This is a genomic window from Bradyrhizobium sp. IC4060 (assembly GCF_020193715.1).
Classification (GTDB): Bacteria; Pseudomonadota; Alphaproteobacteria; order Rhizobiales; family Xanthobacteraceae; genus Bradyrhizobium; species Bradyrhizobium yuanmingense.
This window is the reverse complement of sequence record NZ_JADYVJ010000010.1, coordinates 63,411-78,728: the sequence shown is the minus strand read 5'-3', so window position 1 is coordinate 78,728 and position 15,318 is coordinate 63,411. Positions and strand designations below refer to the sequence as shown.

General features: G+C 65.1%; 20 protein-coding genes and 1 tRNA gene. 10 read left to right on the top strand and 11 right to left on the bottom strand.

The window, feature by feature from the left end:
- Nucleotides 1-252: 252 nt before the first annotated feature.
- Nucleotides 253-564 (bottom strand): hypothetical protein, encoded by a 312-nt coding sequence (locus tag I6F16_RS27350; protein ID WP_035996705.1) that lies wholly within the window; start codon nucleotides 562-564, stop codon nucleotides 253-255.
- Between the two features lie 180 nt (nucleotides 565-744).
- Here I6F16_RS27350 and irr point away from each other — a divergent pair, with 180 nt between their 5' ends.
- Entirely contained in the window at nucleotides 745-1,230 is a 486-nt protein-coding gene (gene irr / locus I6F16_RS27345; protein ID WP_036020650.1) for a Fur family transcriptional regulator Irr, read from the top strand.
- A gap of 29 nt (nucleotides 1,231-1,259) precedes the next feature.
- Here the strand turns inward: irr and I6F16_RS27340 are convergent, their stop codons facing one another.
- Entirely contained in the window at nucleotides 1,260-2,807 is a 1,548-nt protein-coding gene (locus I6F16_RS27340) for a winged helix-turn-helix domain-containing tetratricopeptide repeat protein (protein WP_225113018.1), read from the bottom strand.
- A gap of 133 nt (nucleotides 2,808-2,940) precedes the next feature.
- Between I6F16_RS27340 and mddA the strand changes: the two genes are divergently transcribed.
- Together mddA and I6F16_RS27330 are read left to right on the top strand one after the other, a co-directional pair.
- Entirely contained in the window at nucleotides 2,941-3,729 is a 789-nt protein-coding gene (gene mddA, locus I6F16_RS27335) for a methanethiol S-methyltransferase (protein ID WP_035996713.1), read from the top strand.
- A gap of 88 nt (nucleotides 3,730-3,817) precedes the next feature.
- On the top strand, nucleotides 3,818-4,240 hold the full coding sequence (locus tag I6F16_RS27330; protein ID WP_035996716.1) for a GFA family protein: 423 nt from the start codon (nucleotides 3,818-3,820) through the stop codon (nucleotides 4,238-4,240).
- Between the two features lie 80 nt (nucleotides 4,241-4,320).
- Here I6F16_RS27330 and I6F16_RS27325 read toward each other — a convergent pair whose 3' ends face one another.
- Entirely contained in the window at nucleotides 4,321-4,545 is a 225-nt protein-coding gene (locus I6F16_RS27325; RefSeq protein WP_036020653.1) for a hypothetical protein, read from the bottom strand.
- 234 nt (nucleotides 4,546-4,779) lie between these two features.
- Here I6F16_RS27325 and I6F16_RS27320 point away from each other — a divergent pair, with 234 nt between their 5' ends.
- Entirely contained in the window at nucleotides 4,780-5,064 is a 285-nt protein-coding gene (locus tag I6F16_RS27320) for a hypothetical protein (RefSeq protein ID WP_036020657.1), read from the top strand.
- 134 nt (nucleotides 5,065-5,198) lie between these two features.
- On the opposite strand, the gene I6F16_RS27315 is transcribed toward I6F16_RS27320, so the two are convergent.
- The 4 genes from I6F16_RS27315 to I6F16_RS27300 all read right to left on the bottom strand — a co-directional run bounded on the left by I6F16_RS27315 (nucleotide 5,199) and on the right by I6F16_RS27300 (nucleotide 9,204).
- On the bottom strand, nucleotides 5,199-7,133 hold the full coding sequence (locus I6F16_RS27315) for an ATP-binding protein (protein ID WP_036020659.1): 1,935 nt from the start codon (nucleotides 7,131-7,133) through the stop codon (nucleotides 5,199-5,201).
- Entirely contained in the window at nucleotides 7,130-7,813 is a 684-nt protein-coding gene (locus I6F16_RS27310; RefSeq protein WP_036020692.1) for a response regulator transcription factor, read from the bottom strand. The genes I6F16_RS27315 and I6F16_RS27310 overlap by 4 nt, the downstream gene beginning before the upstream one ends.
- Before the next feature lie 159 nt (nucleotides 7,814-7,972).
- Nucleotides 7,973-8,200 (bottom strand): hypothetical protein, encoded by a 228-nt coding sequence (locus I6F16_RS27305; RefSeq protein WP_036020661.1) that lies wholly within the window; start codon nucleotides 8,198-8,200, stop codon nucleotides 7,973-7,975.
- 137 nt (nucleotides 8,201-8,337) lie between these two features.
- Nucleotides 8,338-9,204, bottom strand: coding sequence for an alpha/beta hydrolase (locus tag I6F16_RS27300; RefSeq protein WP_036020665.1), 867 nt, complete (start codon nucleotides 9,202-9,204; stop codon nucleotides 8,338-8,340).
- 142 nt (nucleotides 9,205-9,346) lie between these two features.
- Here I6F16_RS27300 and I6F16_RS27295 point away from each other — a divergent pair, with 142 nt between their 5' ends.
- Nucleotides 9,347-9,724 carry a VOC family protein gene (locus I6F16_RS27295; protein ID WP_225113019.1) on the top strand — a complete coding sequence of 126 codons (378 nt, stop codon included), beginning with the start codon at nucleotides 9,347-9,349 and terminating at the stop codon, nucleotides 9,722-9,724.
- A 19-nt stretch (nucleotides 9,725-9,743) separates the two neighbouring features.
- The gene (locus I6F16_RS27290; RefSeq protein WP_036020669.1) at nucleotides 9,744-10,628 is read left to right on the top strand and encodes an arginase family protein; all 885 of its coding nucleotides are present in this window, start codon (nucleotides 9,744-9,746) and stop codon (nucleotides 10,626-10,628) included.
- A 94-nt stretch (nucleotides 10,629-10,722) separates the two neighbouring features.
- Here I6F16_RS27290 and I6F16_RS27285 read toward each other — a convergent pair.
- Nucleotides 10,723-10,807 (bottom strand) — tRNA-Leu (locus I6F16_RS27285).
- A 155-nt stretch (nucleotides 10,808-10,962) separates the two neighbouring features.
- On the opposite strand from I6F16_RS27285, the gene I6F16_RS27280 reads away from it, so the two are divergent.
- Nucleotides 10,963-11,502: a disulfide bond formation protein B gene (locus I6F16_RS27280; protein WP_109142230.1), complete on the top strand. Its 540-nt coding sequence runs from the start codon at nucleotides 10,963-10,965 to the stop codon at nucleotides 11,500-11,502.
- Between the two features lie 3 nt (nucleotides 11,503-11,505).
- Here the strand turns inward: I6F16_RS27280 and I6F16_RS27275 are convergent, their stop codons facing one another.
- Together I6F16_RS27275 and I6F16_RS27270 are read right to left on the bottom strand one after the other, a co-directional pair.
- Nucleotides 11,506-12,591, bottom strand: coding sequence for an AbrB family transcriptional regulator (locus I6F16_RS27275; protein WP_225113020.1), 1,086 nt, complete (start codon nucleotides 12,589-12,591; stop codon nucleotides 11,506-11,508).
- A gap of 100 nt (nucleotides 12,592-12,691) precedes the next feature.
- The gene (locus I6F16_RS27270) at nucleotides 12,692-12,973 is read right to left on the bottom strand and encodes a PsiF family protein (protein WP_036020676.1); all 282 of its coding nucleotides are present in this window, start codon (nucleotides 12,971-12,973) and stop codon (nucleotides 12,692-12,694) included.
- Between the two features lie 200 nt (nucleotides 12,974-13,173).
- Here I6F16_RS27270 and I6F16_RS27265 point away from each other — a divergent pair, with 200 nt between their 5' ends.
- The gene (locus I6F16_RS27265; protein ID WP_035996745.1) at nucleotides 13,174-13,656 is read left to right on the top strand and encodes a hypothetical protein; all 483 of its coding nucleotides are present in this window, start codon (nucleotides 13,174-13,176) and stop codon (nucleotides 13,654-13,656) included.
- Nucleotides 13,657-13,764: 108 nt separating this feature from the next.
- Here the strand turns inward: I6F16_RS27265 and I6F16_RS27260 are convergent, their stop codons facing one another.
- Nucleotides 13,765-14,313: a TetR/AcrR family transcriptional regulator gene (locus I6F16_RS27260; RefSeq protein WP_225113021.1), complete on the bottom strand. Its 549-nt coding sequence runs from the start codon at nucleotides 14,311-14,313 to the stop codon at nucleotides 13,765-13,767.
- 107 nt (nucleotides 14,314-14,420) lie between these two features.
- Here I6F16_RS27260 and I6F16_RS27255 point away from each other — a divergent pair, with 107 nt between their 5' ends.
- Nucleotides 14,421-14,849 (top strand): acyl-CoA thioesterase, encoded by a 429-nt coding sequence (locus I6F16_RS27255; RefSeq protein ID WP_035996751.1) that lies wholly within the window; start codon nucleotides 14,421-14,423, stop codon nucleotides 14,847-14,849.
- Nucleotides 14,850-14,852: 3 nt separating this feature from the next.
- Nucleotides 14,853-15,296 (top strand): PaaI family thioesterase, encoded by a 444-nt coding sequence (locus tag I6F16_RS27250; protein ID WP_225113022.1) that lies wholly within the window; start codon nucleotides 14,853-14,855, stop codon nucleotides 15,294-15,296.
- The last annotated feature ends 22 nt before the right edge of the window (nucleotides 15,297-15,318 follow it).

The following is a 15,318-nucleotide window of genomic DNA, read 5'->3' as shown; positions in this document are numbered from 1 at the left end:
CTCGCGCGCAAAGCGACGGTCGGTCCATCCCAGTCCCCATCCGCCATCGAGGCTCACACAGTCCCGTTCAGCGCGGCAAGATGAAAGTCGCGACAGTGCTCGCACAAAAAATGTACAGCTCGTCCTGTTTCTCCGCCTGTGCGACGGCACGGTAGATCGGCCAGCTCCGAGGGATCAGGCGGCCTTCAGAAGTGATGAGAGCATGCCGGGGCAGTGCACAAGTCCGCGCCTGCGACCAAAAGCATCAGCCCGTCATTTTGCGCCGAGCGCCCGCCGCAATTCGTCGAGCGCCTCTGCAAGCTGCTCGCGGTGCGCGATGTCGTCCTTGGGAAGCGCGGCGACGCTGCCGGCGAGCTCCCGCAGGATGCCGGCCAGCAGGCCGAAGTTGACGTGCAGATGCACCGATTTGCGTTCATCGGCCGCACCAGGATGTTGCAGCACCAGCGCAATGCCGCTGCCGTCGAGCTTCGCCTCGAAGCGGGACGAATGCTCGAAGGTGCCGACATAGAATTTGTCGGGATATTCGAGTGCGACCTCTGCCTTGTCGGGAACCGGCTTGGACATGCGAACCTCATCTATGCCCGCGCATTCTGGCCGGGAATGAGCCGGCCCGCCTTGCGCCAGGTCAGAGGCGGTCGACGCCAAATTTGATCCGGATCAAAGCCGGCCCGCCGCTTTTGCGATCGAATGGCAAGTAGCGGGACGCGGCTGCGCATCCCGTTTGCTTGAGCCGTGAGACGATGGATGGACATTCAGGCCACGACTATCCCTGCGGATGACGACGGCGGATCCGATATCGCCGGTCTTGAGCCGTCGCCGGATGCGGGCGTGCAGCACTGCCTGCAATTGCTCGGCAATGCCGGCTTGCGCCCGACACGCCAGCGCGTGGCGCTGGGCCGACTGCTGTTCCTGGGCGGCCATCGTCACGTCACCGCAGAAAGTCTCTACGCAGAAGCGATGGCTGCGAACGCATACCTGTCGCTCGCCACCGTCTACAACACGCTGAACCAGTTCACCGAAGCGGGGCTCTTGCGCCGGATCGCGGCCGACGGCATCAAGTCGTTCTTCGACACCGACACGTCCCTGCATCCGCACTTCTATCTCGAAGGCGAGGACGTGCTGGTCGACGTGGCCGAGGGCCTCGCCTTCACCAAGATGCCCGAGGCGCTTCCCGGCCACGAGATCGCGCGGCTCGATGTCGTCGTCCATTTACGCCGGAAGCGAACTTAGCGCTTGCCCTGCAGGGAGGGTAAGACGCCTCACTGCAAGCCTGCGCGGCGGAATCCCTCCAGATAGTGTTCGCGATCTCGCTCACTGGCCCACGGCAGCTGCGTCGCGATCCAGTGCAGCGAGATGCCCGGCTGGGTGCGGCGGAGCTCTCCGAGTGCCATTTCCGCAAGCGTGCCATCGCCGGTCATGCCGGCGGAGACGGCGAGCACGCGGTATGCGCCGGTAAGATCGCCGCGGTGGCGGATCGCCTCGCGCGCCAGCGCGATGGCCTCGCCATAGTGCCGTTCGGTGAAGCGCGCATAGGCGGCGATACCGTGATAGATCGCCAATGACGGATCGCGCGGCGACAGCCGGATCGCCTTTTGCGCGGCCTCGAACGAGTCGTTCGAGCGTCCGGCATAGGACAGTGCCAGCGCGTAATAGCCCTGCGCCAGTGAGAAGTTCGGATTGAGCGCGAGCGCCTGCTCGAACTCGGACAGCGCGTCTGGGAGCCTGCGGGTCGAGAAGCAGACGCTGCCGAGCGCGGCATGTGCCCAGGCGTCCTCATGGTCGCAGCGCACCGCTTTGAGCGCGGCGGCTTCCGCGGACGGCGCAACCGCGGCCAGCTCGGTCCAGCCGAGATGCACGCCGAACATGTCGTTCACGGCCAGCACCGACAACGCCTGGCCGTAATCCGGATCGATCGCGATCGCGCGCGCGAGCAGCGCCTTCGCGGCCGCATGGTCCTGCCGGGTCACGCGCCAATAATGCGACAGCGCGCGCATCAACAGGTCCCAGGCGTCGAGGCTCGCCGGCGGCTTACGACGGCTGCGGAAATTCTCGGCGGCGTGGATCTGCGGCTCGATCGCGGCGGCGATCGCGTTGGTGATCTCGTCCTGCACGGCGAAGACGTCGACGAGCTCGCGGTCATAGCGCTCGGCCCAGAGATGACCGCCCGACACGGCGTCGTTGAGCTGCGCGGTGATGCGCACCCTTTTGTCCGTCTTGCGCACGCTGCCTTCGACGATGTAGCGGACGCCGAGCTCCTCGGCGATCTGCCTGATATGGACCGCGCGTCCCTTGTAAGTGAAGGAGGAGTTACGGGCGATCACCATGAACCAGCGCTGCTTCGACAGCGCGGTGAGGATGTCCTCGCTGATCCCGTCGCCGAAATAGTCCTGCTCGGGATCCCCGCTCTTGTTCTCGAAGGCGAGCACCGCGACCGCCGGGCGGTCCGCCATGCGCGGGGGAGCGAGCCTGGCTTCGGTCCGCGCGGGCGATGCCGCCACCTCTTTCCGGACCTCGCCGACGAACCGAAAGCCCTTGCGCGGAATGGTCTTGATCAGGCGCTGGCTCGCGCCGTCGTCGCCGAGCGCCTTGCGCGCGGCGTTGATCCGGCTGTTGAGGGCGGAATCCGAGACGATGCGGTCGTTCCAGACCTGGCTGATCAGGTCATCCTTACTGACCACACGCGCCCGTTGCGTGACCAGATAAAGCAGCAGATCGAACACCTGCGGCTGCAACGGGACGGGTTTTCCGTCGCAAGTGAGCTCCCGGAGGTCGCCGTCCAGCACGTTGTTTTCAAAGCGAAATCGCACGTTCTCGTCGTCTCAAGCAAAAATCAAAGTCGTCTCAGGCGAAAATCAATCGTCCGCGAAAGCCGCGGGACGTCCGATCCGGCATGGTGCGAAGACCAAACCGTGTCGATGCCTCGGCACAACGGAGTGTTTCATGACCCAAATTGATCATCAGGTTCATTCTCTCGGCCCGGAGGTTACGGGCTCTCGTATTTTCAGGTTCATCGCCTTTCTGTACGGAATTGCGGCATATCTCGTGTTTTTCGTCACCATTCTCTACGCGATCGGCTTCGTCATGGGGGTGATGGTGCCCAAGACCATCGATACCGGTGCCGAAGCGCCCGTCGTTCGCGCGGTCGTCATCAATCTGCTGCTGATGTCGCTGTTCGCGGTTCAACACAGCGTGATGGCGCGCCAACAATTCAAGGCATGGTGGACGCAGTTCGTCCCCAAGCCGGTCGAGCGAAGCACGTATGTGCTGTTCGCGAGCCTGTCATTGCTCCTGCTGTTCTGGCAGTGGCGTCCGCTACCCGCGGTCATATGGGAGGTCGAGAACCCCGATCTTGCCGTGACACTGGTCACATTGTCCTTCGCTGGCTGGGTGCTGGTGTTCACCTCGACCTTCATCATCAACCATTTCGAACTGTTCGGCCTGCATCAGGTGACGAATCATCTCGTCGGCAAGGAAATGCAGCCGCCGCGTTTCAAGACGCCGCTGCTCTACAAATTCGTCCGCCATCCGATCTATCTCGGTTTCATCATCGCGTTCTGGGCGGCGCCAGTCATGACCGCGGGTCATCTCTTGTTCGCGGCCGTGACCACGCTCTACATCTTCGTCGGCATCGCGCTGGAGGAGAGCGATCTCGTCGATCTCTTCGGCGACGAGTACCGGCAGTACAAGCAACGCGTCTCCATGCTTATTCCCTGGCGCCGGTCGGTATAGTCTAGGTCAAGCCCCGCGCATCCAATCGAAACGGCGCGCGGGGCGCCGACGCGCGATAACGATCCATCAGAAAAAGGGAGACGTCCAAATGAAACATGTCGGAAACTGCTTCTGCGGCGCGGTCACGGTCGAGGTCACGGGCGCGCCGGAGGCGATGGGCTATTGCCATTGCCGCTCCTGCCGCTCGTGGTCGGGCGGTCCGGTCAACGCTTTCAGCCTTTGGAAGCCGGAAGCCGTGCGCATCATCGAAGGCGCTCAGAATGTCGAGACCTTCGTCAAGACGCCGCTCAGCCAGCGCAAATATTGCAGGAAGTGCGGTGGCCATCTCATGACCAACCATCCGCCGCTCGGTCTGGTCGACGTTTTCGCCGCCACCATCCCCACCCTCGCGTTCACGCCCAGCGTCCACGTCAACTATGCCGAGACCGTGCTGCCGATGCGCGATGGCCTGCCCAAGCTGAAGGATTTTCCCGCCGAGTTCGGCGGAAGCGGCGAAATGATGCAGGAATAGCGGCGCGCCTTTGGCATTTTTTCGAGAGGGCGGCAGAGCGCCGCCCTCTCTGGCTTCTTCCAAGAGAGAAGGATCAAGGACTAGCCTCCGCGCGATTCGACCACCTTGCGGCAGGAATCGGACAGCTTCGACTTGTTCTCGCGCAGGCAGGCGTTCATCTGCGGCGGCTTGCCGATATGCTCGGCGCAGAATTTGCTGGCGTCGCCGCGGCAGGCCATTTGCTCCTGCACAGATGGACCGGACTGTGCGGCAGCAGGCAGGGCGGCAGCTGCGAGCAGCAGCGCGGCAAGAACCGAAATCTTCATAGAGCACCTCTTTGGAATTCTCGTTGGTCCCGACCGGGATCAATCGGGCCGGACCATTCCGCAAAGGCCGGGCGCCGGTCCATGCCATGTTCATGGCAGCGGCCAGTCCTCCCGCCCGCGGTACCCCCATCTTCATGGCATGTATCCGCGCGCCGACTTTTGTCATTCAGGCTGCACCTCGGCTGCGAGACCTGGTGATTGCGTCGGGACGCCGAACGGAACCAGGAGAGCAAGATGTCGAAGAGAGCTGGAGCGCTGGGCGCAGGGCTGACGGTCATGGCGCTGGCGGGCGCGGCGACGGTGTCGCTGGGCACGAGCCCGGCGCAGGCCGTGGTCTATTGCAAGACCGTTGGCGTGCCCAAGGGCTGCGTGGTGCGGCCGACTGGCGCCGTGGTGGTGGGAGCGCCGGTCGCGCGGGCTGCCGTCGCGACCCCCGGTGTCGGCGCGCCCGGTGTCGGTGTGCGTGCCGGCACGCCGATGAATCGCGGCGGCCCGGTCAATCGCGTCGGCGTGCGCTGATATTTCCGCTTCATTGAATTGATGCATCGCTTCGGGCCAAGGGGCCTGCGGACGACCCCCCGTCCTCCGCAGGCAATTTTACCCGGCCCGTCCCCTCTCTCCGTGCGCCCCACACGTTCGGGGAGGGGGCCCTTTCAGCCCGCGGCCATGTCGCTGTCGGGAAAACGTTGCGGCAATTTCAGCCGCACGCGCGTGCCGGAGGAATCAGACGTCAGGTCGAGCACCGCGCCGCAGCGCGCGGCGCGGCTTTTCATGTTGCGCAGGCCGCGCGCGGTCTGGCCGGCCCCCGCGGCCTCGCCATTGCCGGCCAGCGCAAAGCCGCCTCCGTCATCAGTCACGCTGATCACGCCATACGGCCCCTGGCCCGCGTCGAACGTGTCGATGGTCACCGCGATGCGGCGGGCCTGCGCGTGCTTGACCGCATTGGTCACGGCTTCGTCGAGGATGCGCACGATCTGGACGACGTGCCATGGCCTGAGCTCGGGATGCAGCGGCAGGCCCTGCGGCGTCGCCACGCGCCAGTCGAGCGTGATGTCGTGCGGGCGCAATTGGGCCGTGGCGCGCTCGCGCCAGGAGCCGAGCGCCAGCATCAGGTCGCCGCCAATGTCGTCCATGGAATCGATCACGAGACGGAGATCCTTCAGCGCCGCGCGGGCGGCGTCCGTGATGCTCGCGCCCGTGCTGCCGCGTTCGGACAGCGCGACGATGCTCACCAGCTGGCCGCCGAGGCCGTCGTGCAGGTCTCGCATCAGGCGCGTGCGCTCGTTGGCGAGCGCCGCCGCGCGGGCGCGCTCCTCCTCGCGGGCAAAGCTCGCCTTCAGCCGCTCCTCGGCCTCCCGCACCCGCGTCACCAACTGGCCGGCAAAGCTGTCGACCTGGTTCAAGGCGCGGGCGAAGCGCCAGGTCAGCCCGGCGCCGATCGCGACCAGCATCGCCGAATAGGACAGGCGCGAGACGAAGATGCGATCGTTGCTCACGATGTCGAGCACCGTGAGCATGTCCTGGACCCAGCAGACCAGCACGATGGTCACCGCGCAGCCGATCGTGAAGCTCGCCGCGTCTTGCCGTCGCACCACCGCGGTTGCAGTGACGCAAGCCATCAGAAACAGGCAGAGCCCGACGGTGGGAATGCCGAGCACCAGGAACAGGATGCGCGGTAGCGGCGGGCCCCCGATCAGCCCGACCACGAACACGAGGACGCCGGGCACGAACAGCAGCGTGCCGTAGCGCGGCCAGCGCCAGCCGAAGAACAGCACGCCGAACACGACGATCAGCGCGCTCTCAATCGGTGCGGAGGCCAGCAGCACCGCGGCCAGGTGCGATACCGTAGCCGGCGGCACCGGCGGCGGCGCGAATGCCTGCACCACGCCGAGCACCATCGCCGTCGCCAGTACGCCATAGACCGGCTCGTGACGCCGCATCAGCCACATGATCGCGAGGATGACGGCCAGGATCGCCTGCCAGGCGGAAAACACCACCGGCAGGGTGACGAACAGCAGCGTGCGTGTCTCATAGGCCGGGCGCAAGGCGGCATCCGGCCCGACATAGACGGTGTCGAGGAAGCCCTTGAGCGGGCCCCATACGAACAGCCGCACCGTGATCTCGTTTCCGCCCTCGCGCAGCAGCGACGCGGGGATGGCGGCGATCTGCGGCGTGTTGCGGTCGGGCCGGTTGGCGTTGGTGTCGCGTCGGGAGTCGAGCACGACGACGCCGTTGACGGCGACCTCCACCGCGTTGCTGAAGCGCGGCAGGAACACCGACCAGCCCGAGGCCGCATCGCCGCTCCGGAACGTGAAGGTGCCGGCGTAGATCGGCGGGTCGGCCAGCGAATAGCGCGACGAGGTGAAATGGGGCAGCGTCACCGGGCGCGTCAGACCGTCCTCCCGCGCCGAGAAATCGTCCACCGCGTAGTCGTCGGGATCGCTCGGCTGCAGCAACCGAATCCCCAGGATCGTGACGATCACGATCAGCGCCTGAAGCAGCAGATAGGGCACGAGGCGCGAGGCGATTAGCCGGCGCCGCGGGCGTGTCGGTGCCTTCGTAGGTGCTTTGGCCGCGATCTCGCTCACAGCTTGATCAGGCCCTGCTGCACCGCCTCGAACACCGCCTCGCTGCGCGTATGCACCTCGAGCTTGCGATAGATGTTCTTGATATGGCCGGGGACGGTCTGTTTGGACAGGCCGAGATGGCTCGCGATCTCGGCATAGCTGAAGCCTTTGGCGATGCCCCACAGAATATCGATCTCGCGCGGGGTGAGCCTTGCCGTATTGAGCGCGGGGCCGGGCGGCGGCTCCGCCGAATTCTGCGCGGCACCTTGCGTCCTGCGCACGATGAAGCGGGCGATCGAGGCCGAGATCGGCGAATGTCCCGCGACCAGATCGCGCACCGTGGTGGCGATGTCGGTGGGGAAGGCGTCCTTGAGCAGGTAGCCGGTGGCGCCGACCGTGATCGCGGAGATCACGCTTTCCTCGTCGCCGAGCGCGGAAATCACCATGATTTCGGTGTCGGGGAAGCGCTGCCGCATCTCGCGGATCAGCTCGACGCCGTGGCCGTCGGGCAGTCGGAGGTCGGTCAGCAGCACGCGCGGCGCCCCGGCGGCGAGGGCCTGCCGCGCCTCCGCAAGCGTACCGGCGCTGCGGACCTCGTAACCGGCCTTGGCCAGCGCATCCTGCAGCCGCCAGCAGGTCGGCGCATCGTCCTCGACGAGGAGGATGGTGATGGCTTCACCCGTCTCGCCTTGTTCGGTCATGATCATGGTCCCGCGATCCGCGTGTCCCCCGCGGCGCGAGGCAAGTCTAACCGCAGCCCGAAGACGGTGACACCCATAATCATGGGGGCGGGAAAGTCACGGGACTGCCATGTGCCGACCCAACGTTGCCGCGCGACGGAGTGCCGCCGCCAATCCAGCTTACGAAAGATCAACCCGCGGCGGCGGATATCGCCGCGCCAGGACCGATAGCGACAGCGGCCGTTCGTCTTCCGGTAGCTCCAAATAGGCCAGCACGAGCGGCCGCTTCCAATCGCCGACGCCGAAATCCATCGCCGTCCATTTCTGCGGCTCGGGCCCTTCGAGCCCCCGGACCCAGACGAAATAGCGGGGAAGGTCGTCCGTGTCCGTCGTGCGTCTCCTGGCCATCGAAGCGGTCCGCTGCGTCAAGATCGTTGCCGCACGATATAGGGAATATCTGGGGGAAGTCGAACGTCCCGGGACGATCGGGGAAGCTTGCCGCCCGCGCCGGTGCCGGTTGGCGACAAAAGCGCTGTCGTTGCCCGTTAAGGTTCGATCCGTTCGAGAAATGATCGCGTCAGCGCGACAACCTCATCGAGGTTGGTTTCGAGCAGCCAATGGCCGCCATCCAGGAAATGCAGTTCGGCATCCGGCAGGTCGCGGAGATAGGCCCGCCCTGACTCCTCAGGCATGTAATGGTCCTGCGGCCCCCACAGGATCAATGTTGGCGGCTTGTGCTGCTGAAGATATCGGCGGTGCTCGGGAAACCATTGGCGGTTCGCCTTGAGGCCAAACAGAACGTCTGCGGCGGCGTCTTTCCGCCGCTCGGTCATCAGCGACCAGTGCAATCGCCAAAGGTCCGGCGCGATGAGCCCAGCCAGATCCGCACGCACGTCATTCAGGAACTCGTCGCGGAAATTCTCTTCAGTGATAGCTTCCCTCATCGCCGCACGCATCTCCTGATCGGGCAGTGACCAGAACTTCTCGATGTCGGCGTATGCCGGGCCAAGCGCATCTTCGTAAGGTATGTCGCCGTTTTGAATGATCTGGGCCACCACCCTTTCAGGCCGCATGATCGCCAGCCTGGCTCCGATCGGTGAGCCGAAATCATGAAGGTAGATCACGAAGCGTTCGATCTTCAGCTGCTTCACGAACTGGTCGAGCCACGCGGCATAGCCGTCGAAGCTGTAATCGAAGTCATCAGGTGTCCCGCTATAGCCGAACCCGGGATAGTCGGGAGCAATCAGCCGCCATTTATCGGCCAGTCGCGGCATCAGATTGCGGAATTCGTAGGATGAACAGGGATAGCCGTGCGGTAGCAGAACGACGGGCGCGCGTTCAGGACCGGCTTCTCGGTAGAAGGTATCCACGGATCCGATCCGGACCCTGCAATGTCTGACGCGTGTGTCCATGTCTTGCTTCCTTTGTAGATAAAGCAACTTCGGGGGCGGGGTTCCCGGCATCTGCTTCGTGGTGGGTAGAACCGCAGGCGGCTCTGCGGAACAACGACCGGAAGCTCACCGTTACGAAGCAACACCGGAACGGGAGGTCGTTGTGATCCATCATGTCTCCGTCGGTACGAATGATGTTCAGCGTGCGAAGCGCTTCTACGATGCGGTCTTGCCGGTCGTCGGGATCACGCCGATGGCCGAGGACGAGGGTGGACTGGGCTACGGAAGCGGGACGTTTCACTTCAGCGTTCAAGTTCCGATCGATGGAAAACCCGCGACCGTGGGTAACGGCAGTCATATCGCCTTTGCCGTCGAGAACCGCGCGATGGTCGATCGCTTCCACGCAGCAGCATTAGAGCATGGTGGCAGCGACGCTGGCGCTCCCGGGCTGCGGCCGAGTTACGACCTCAACTATTATGGGGCGTTTGTCCGCGATCCAGACGGTCACAAGATCGAGGCCGTGACCTACTCGGCACAATAGTCGCGAGCGGGAAGGCGCCATGCCGACCATGCCCTATGCAATTATCGAAGCGCCTTCGACGCTCGGCCTTGCGACCGACGGCGTGGAGCGCTTGCCCGAACAGCTGCTGAAGCTTCGACTTGCGGAGCGCATCGGCGCACGCCGCGCCGGGCGGCTGGTGGTGCCTTCGAAAGATCCGGTGCCGGATCCCGAGACCGGCATCTTGAACGCCGGCGCAATAGCGGCGTGGTCGCCCCAGCTCGCCGACGCGGTGGAAGCGGTGCTTGTCGCGGGCGAGTTTCCGCTGGTGCTGGGCGGCGATTGCACGATCTTGCTGGGCTCGATGCTCGCGCTTCGACGGCGCGGCCGCTACGGCCTGTTGTTCATCGACGGCCACGCCGATTTTTTCCAGCCCGAGGCGGAGCCCAATGGTGAGGGCGCCTCGATGGACCTTGCCTTCGTTTCCGGCTACGGCCCGTCCCTCCTGGCCGACATCGAAGGTCACGGTCCTCTGGTCCGCCCTGAAGACATTGTGGCGTTTGGATATCGCGATCACCAGGATCAGGCGGAATATGGAAGCCAGCCGCTTCCCGAAGAGCTCAAGGTGCTTGATCTTCCGGCTGTGCGGGCGCGGGGCATCGAGGCCGCTGCACGCGAAGCCGTCGATTACCTGATGCGAGCCGAGCTGGACGGCTTCTTCATCCATCTCGACGCCGATTGTCTCGACGATGCCATCATGCCGGCTGTCGATTTTCGCGTGCCGGGTGGGTTGTCGTGGGACGAGCTATCGACCGTGCTCCGGGTTGGCTTGGCGAGTGGCAAGGCGGTCGGCCTGGAGATCACCATTTACAATCCGGGCCTGGATGAAGACGGCAGCGCCGGGCGTGGCCTGGCCGATGTGCTCGCAGCAACGCTCGGGTCGTAGTTCGAGTTTGCTGAACCAGTCCGACTTCGCCAAGAGGCTTCGCCGGACACGCTTCGCCCTTCTAGCCCCCACGCGAAGCCCAAAGGGCGAAGCGTGGTGCCCCTGGCCGGAATCGAACCAGCACTCCTTGCGGAACTCGATTTTGAGTCGAGCGCGTCTACCAGTTCCGCCACAGGGGCCCTCGGTCGGCCCCATAGGCGGCGTCGCGAAGCCGGCGGACTATAGCCATGGACGGGACGGGGTCAACCCGCGCCAAAGTGATCCCGGCCGTTCTCGACAGCCGCATGGGCCGGGGCTAGAGGCTTAGGGCGCGCGAGATACGAAAGAGGCTGCCGTGACCACCCAGAGTGCCGCCATACCTGCGTTCAAGCCGGGCGCCACGAGCCCCGCGCTGACCGCCGCGGCCTTGGTCACGCTGATCGGCGCAGCCACGATTGCGGGCGCCTGGTTCTTCCAGCTCGTCCTGGAGATCCTGCCCTGCCCATTGTGCCTGGAGCAGCGCTACGCCTATTACCTTGCGATACCGCTCGGTGTGCTGACGGCGCTGGCGGCGCGAAGCGGCGCGCCGCGGCCGCTGCTGCTGGCTGGGCTGGCGATCCTCACCCTGGCCACGCTCGCCAATGCCGGCCTCGGCGCCTACCATTCCGGGGTCGAATGGGGGTTCTGGAAGGGGCCGACCGATTGCTCCGGTCCGGTCGTCAACCTCGGCAGCGCCGCCGATCTCTTGTCGAAGCTCGACACCGTGAAGGTGGTGCGCTGCGACGAGGTGCAATGGCGCTTCCTCGGCCTGTCGCTCGCCGGCTACAACGTGCTGATCTCGCTCGTGATGGCCGCGATCGCCGCGTGGGGATTCGTGCGGACCGCGAAGCGCTAAAGCTCAATCATCCACGTCGTCCTGCGTGCGCCCGAACAGGTGCACGATGCCCGGCGTTGCGATCGTCACGAAGACGAAACGCGACAGGTGGTGGGCGCCGACGAAGATCGGGTCGATGTGCAGCGTCAAGGCCAGCGCCAGCATCGCGTCCATCGCGCCCGGCGCGAAGGCGACGACGACGTCGGAGAATTTCACCGGGGTGGTCAGCGCCACGATGGCAACGAAGATGGCGGAGACGGCGATGGCCACGGCAAACGAGCCCAGCGCAGCGCGGAGGTGGCCGGCGAGCGTCTTGATCCGCATCCGCGCGAAACGGCTGCCGATCAGTGCGCCGATCCCGATCAGCGCAACGCCACGCACCCAGTCCGGCAGGCCGCCCTCGACCCATCCGGCACCATGCAGCACGCTGGAGGCGATCATCGCGCCGAACATCCAGCTCGCGGGAAACCTGATCAGCCGCAACACGAGCGCCGCGGCCAGCGACGCGGCGGCCAACTCGAGCAGATCGAGCGGCGAGGCGATGGTCGTCGTCAACGACGGTGCAGCGGAGGGCGTGACGCCTGCAATCGCCAGCACCATCGGCAGCGCGGCGGTCAGGATCATGACGCGCATGGTCTGCACCACCGCAATGCCCGGCAGGTCGGCGCCGCGCTCGACCGCCAGGATCGTGATCTGCGACAGCGCGCCGGGACTGCCGGCCAGGAAAGCGGAGGTGCGGTCCCAGCCATGCATGCGCTGGAGGTAATAGCTCGACCCGAACGTGGAGCAGAACGTGGCGAGCGCAAGCAGGCCGATGGTGACGGGGTAGGCGCTGACCTGCTGAAGCAAATGGCGCGAGACGACCGAGCCCAGCGAGATGCCGAGCAGCACCAGCACGGTCTGGGTCAAAATCGGCGGCAAGGTCAGCTGGCGGCCGGCGATCGCGGCGATCCCGACCGCGATCATCGAGCCGGAGATCAGCCCGCCGGGAAGGCCGGCGAGCAGAAACACAAGGCCGCCGGCGGTGCCGATGACGAGCGTCTCCACCGTGCTCAGGATCGTGGCACGGCTCGGCCATTCGAACGACAGGGAGGCGGTGATGTGCTTCACGCCACCTTATCGCAAATCAGCGCGAGGCGCACAATTGCAGGCTCATCATGCCGCAATGCGCGAGGCCTTCCGCGGAGGCTCGGACGGAATCGTGACGGGCTTATTTCTTGTCGGCTGCGGGAGCGGCGACTGCGCTGCCGGCCTTCGCCTCCTTTTTGCATTCGCGACGGAATTTCTTGCGCTCCTTCCCCTTCAATCCCTTGGCGTCCGCCTGCCTGGAGCATTCCAGCGATTCCGCCGATCGCTCCTTCGTTGCCTTCTTGTCGTCGACGGTGGCGGCAGTGTCGGTCTTGGCGGCCGGCGCGGCGGTCTGCGCGAAAGCGGTGCCGGTGACGAGCAGGGAGGCGAGAGCAACGGCGGCGAGGCGGGACGTGAAGGTCATGTGGTGCACTCTGCTTGCGAGAATTGCGAAGGGCTGGAACGTTGGCTCGCGTTGCTGAACGCGACATGAATGAGTTGAGCGGCAGGATCACTATATTTTGCCGGCGCAACCCATCGCATCCTTGTCGCAAGCGGCCGGCACGCTAGGATAGCAATCCTCAATTCACTTCCGTCGGGGAAGATCAAGCAGGAGACCCAGGGATGACCATTCAGACGAAATTGTTGTATGCGATCGCAGCGTCCGGTGTCGCGGCATTGCTGACGAGCGCGCCGGCACAGGCACTGACAGCGCAGGAGTGCAGCGCGAAGTACCAGGCCGCCAAGAAGGACGGCTCGCTCGGCACCATGAAGTGGAATGACTTCCGCAAGGCCCAATGCGGTGCCGATGCGACGCCCGCCGCTGCGCCGACAGCGGCTGCGCCCACAGCTCCCGCGGAGCCGAAGCAGGCCAAGAAGGAAGAGGCACCCGCCGCCGCGCCGGCCCTGCCGGCCGGTCCTGCGGTCTACCCAAACGCGGTCGATCCGAAATATGCCAAGGAGACGCCCGGCAAGGCGCGCCTGCACACCTGCGTCGACCAGTACAATGCCAACAAGTCCACCAACGGCAACGGCGGCTTGAAATGGATTCAGAAAGGCGGCGGCTATTACAGCGAATGCACCAAGAAGCTGAAGGGCGCCGCCTGAGCTTCGCAGCGAAGGCCGGAGCAAGGCTCCGGCCGATTCGCCTTGATTCTCGCGCATGATCTTGGCAGAACACCTGCGCTCACCCGGCCCTTGGGGTCCGGATCATGCTCAGTCGAGCAGCTTCTCAACAGATTTCGCCACGAGCTGCGACCGCTTGCGCGGACCGCTCTCGACGAACAACAGGCTCTGGCCGAAGATGAAGCAGTAGAACAGAAAGGCCTGCGCATCGGCCTCTTCGGTCGCAAGGCCGGTCGCCCGATAGAGGTCGCCGACGTGCCTGAGCCGCGCCGCGTCGACGCTCGCCACCGCCGCCGCGGCGTTGTCCTCCGATCGGGCCCATTGCCGGATCGCGAGCTCGATCGCCATCCCTTCTGGATTGAGCCGCTCGGAATAAAGCTGGATCACCGCCTTCAGCCGCTCGCGGGGCGCTTGTCCGTCGAGGCTCGTCTGCTGCGCGATCGCGGCGATGCGGCCCTTGCGCCAGGCTTCGAGCATGGCCTCGAGCAGTGCGGCGCGGTCGGCGAAGCGCCGGTAGAAGCCGCCCTTGGTGACGCCGAGATTCTTGGCGAGCACCTCGACCCGGACGCCCTCCACCCCCGCGCGGGCGAGCTCGGCAAACCCAGCCTCGACCCAGACGTCGCCCTTGCCGTCGCTCATGAAGAAAGCCTCACCCGGTCTTGATACGGTGCCGTATTGCTAACGTGACACGGGTTTGATACGCTACCGTATCAACGAGCAAGGACGAAATTGCGGGAGGAAATGCGATGGAGCAGGAGGCGACCTATCGCGGCACGGTCTATCCGTGGCAATGCGACCATGTCGGGCACATGAACATCATGTGGTATGTCGGCAAGTTCGACGAGGCCAATTGGAATCTGTTCGCTCGTCTCGGCCTGACGCCGAGCTATTTGCGCATCTCCGGCCGCGGCATGGCCGCGGTGCAGCAGAACATCGCCTACAAGCGCGAGCTGCTCGCCGGCGACATCGTCGAGATCCGCAGCCATCTGCTCGAGATCAGGGACAAGTCGATCCGCTTCCGGCACGACATGACGAATGCGGAGACCGGCGAGCTCGCGGCGACGTGCGAGATCACCGGCGTGCACATGGACCGTCAGCTCCGCAAGTCCGCCCCGTTCGCCGATTGCATTCGCGAAGCTGCCTTGAAGCATCTTGCCGAACCAGCCGAGGTGTGAGCCATGACCGCATTCGAGCCGAAAAACCCGGGCTATCGCGCGGCGGCGATCGCCATGTTCGATGCCCAACCGGCCATGCGCACGCTCGGTATCGTGATCGTCCGGCTCGCGCCGGGCGAGGTCGAGCTGGCGATGCTGCATGCGCCGGCCCTCACGCAGCAGAATGGTTTCATCCATGCCGGCATCATCACGGCCGGGCTCGACAACGCCTGCGGCGTTGCGGCCTTCAGCTTGATGCCGGCGGAGGCCGGTATCCTCACCGTCGAATTCAAGACCACGCTGCTCGCGCCTGCCCGCGGCGAGCGTTTCGTCTTCAAGGCCGAAGTGGTCAAGCCCGGCCGCACGCTGACCTTCTGCGAGGCAAAGGCCTACGCCGAGCATGACGGCAAGATCACGCCGATCGCCACGATGAGCGGGACCCTGATGGCGATGCTGCCGGCGGCTTAGTTGAGCCGGACGCGATTCGCGT

Excerpts from the sequence above, each read along its gene's own strand:
- I6F16_RS27350 (WP_035996705.1), bottom strand. The coding sequence starts at position 564 with ATGTCCAAGCCGGTTCCCGACAAGGCAGAGGTCGCACTCGAATATCCC.
- irr (WP_036020650.1), top strand. The coding sequence starts at position 745 with ATGGACATTCAGGCCACGACTATCCCTGCGGATGACGACGGCGGATCC.
- mddA (WP_035996713.1), top strand. The coding sequence starts at position 2,941 with ATGACCCAAATTGATCATCAGGTTCATTCTCTCGGCCCGGAGGTTACG.
- I6F16_RS27330 (WP_035996716.1), top strand. The coding sequence starts at position 3,818 with ATGAAACATGTCGGAAACTGCTTCTGCGGCGCGGTCACGGTCGAGGTC.
- I6F16_RS27325 (WP_036020653.1), bottom strand. The coding sequence starts at position 4,545 with ATGAAGATTTCGGTTCTTGCCGCGCTGCTGCTCGCAGCTGCCGCCCTG.
- I6F16_RS27320 (WP_036020657.1), top strand. The coding sequence starts at position 4,780 with ATGTCGAAGAGAGCTGGAGCGCTGGGCGCAGGGCTGACGGTCATGGCG.
- I6F16_RS27310 (WP_036020692.1), bottom strand. The coding sequence starts at position 7,813 with ATGACCGAACAAGGCGAGACGGGTGAAGCCATCACCATCCTCCTCGTC.
- I6F16_RS27305 (WP_036020661.1), bottom strand. The coding sequence starts at position 8,200 with ATGGCCAGGAGACGCACGACGGACACGGACGACCTTCCCCGCTATTTC.
- I6F16_RS27300 (WP_036020665.1), bottom strand. The coding sequence starts at position 9,204 with ATGGACACACGCGTCAGACATTGCAGGGTCCGGATCGGATCCGTGGAT.
- I6F16_RS27290 (WP_036020669.1), top strand. The coding sequence starts at position 9,744 with ATGCCGACCATGCCCTATGCAATTATCGAAGCGCCTTCGACGCTCGGC.
- I6F16_RS27270 (WP_036020676.1), bottom strand. The coding sequence starts at position 12,973 with ATGACCTTCACGTCCCGCCTCGCCGCCGTTGCTCTCGCCTCCCTGCTC.
- I6F16_RS27265 (WP_035996745.1), top strand. The coding sequence starts at position 13,174 with ATGACCATTCAGACGAAATTGTTGTATGCGATCGCAGCGTCCGGTGTC.
- I6F16_RS27260 (WP_225113021.1), bottom strand. The coding sequence starts at position 14,313 with ATGAGCGACGGCAAGGGCGACGTCTGGGTCGAGGCTGGGTTTGCCGAG.
- I6F16_RS27255 (WP_035996751.1), top strand. The coding sequence starts at position 14,421 with ATGGAGCAGGAGGCGACCTATCGCGGCACGGTCTATCCGTGGCAATGC.
- I6F16_RS27250 (WP_225113022.1), top strand. The coding sequence starts at position 14,853 with ATGACCGCATTCGAGCCGAAAAACCCGGGCTATCGCGCGGCGGCGATC.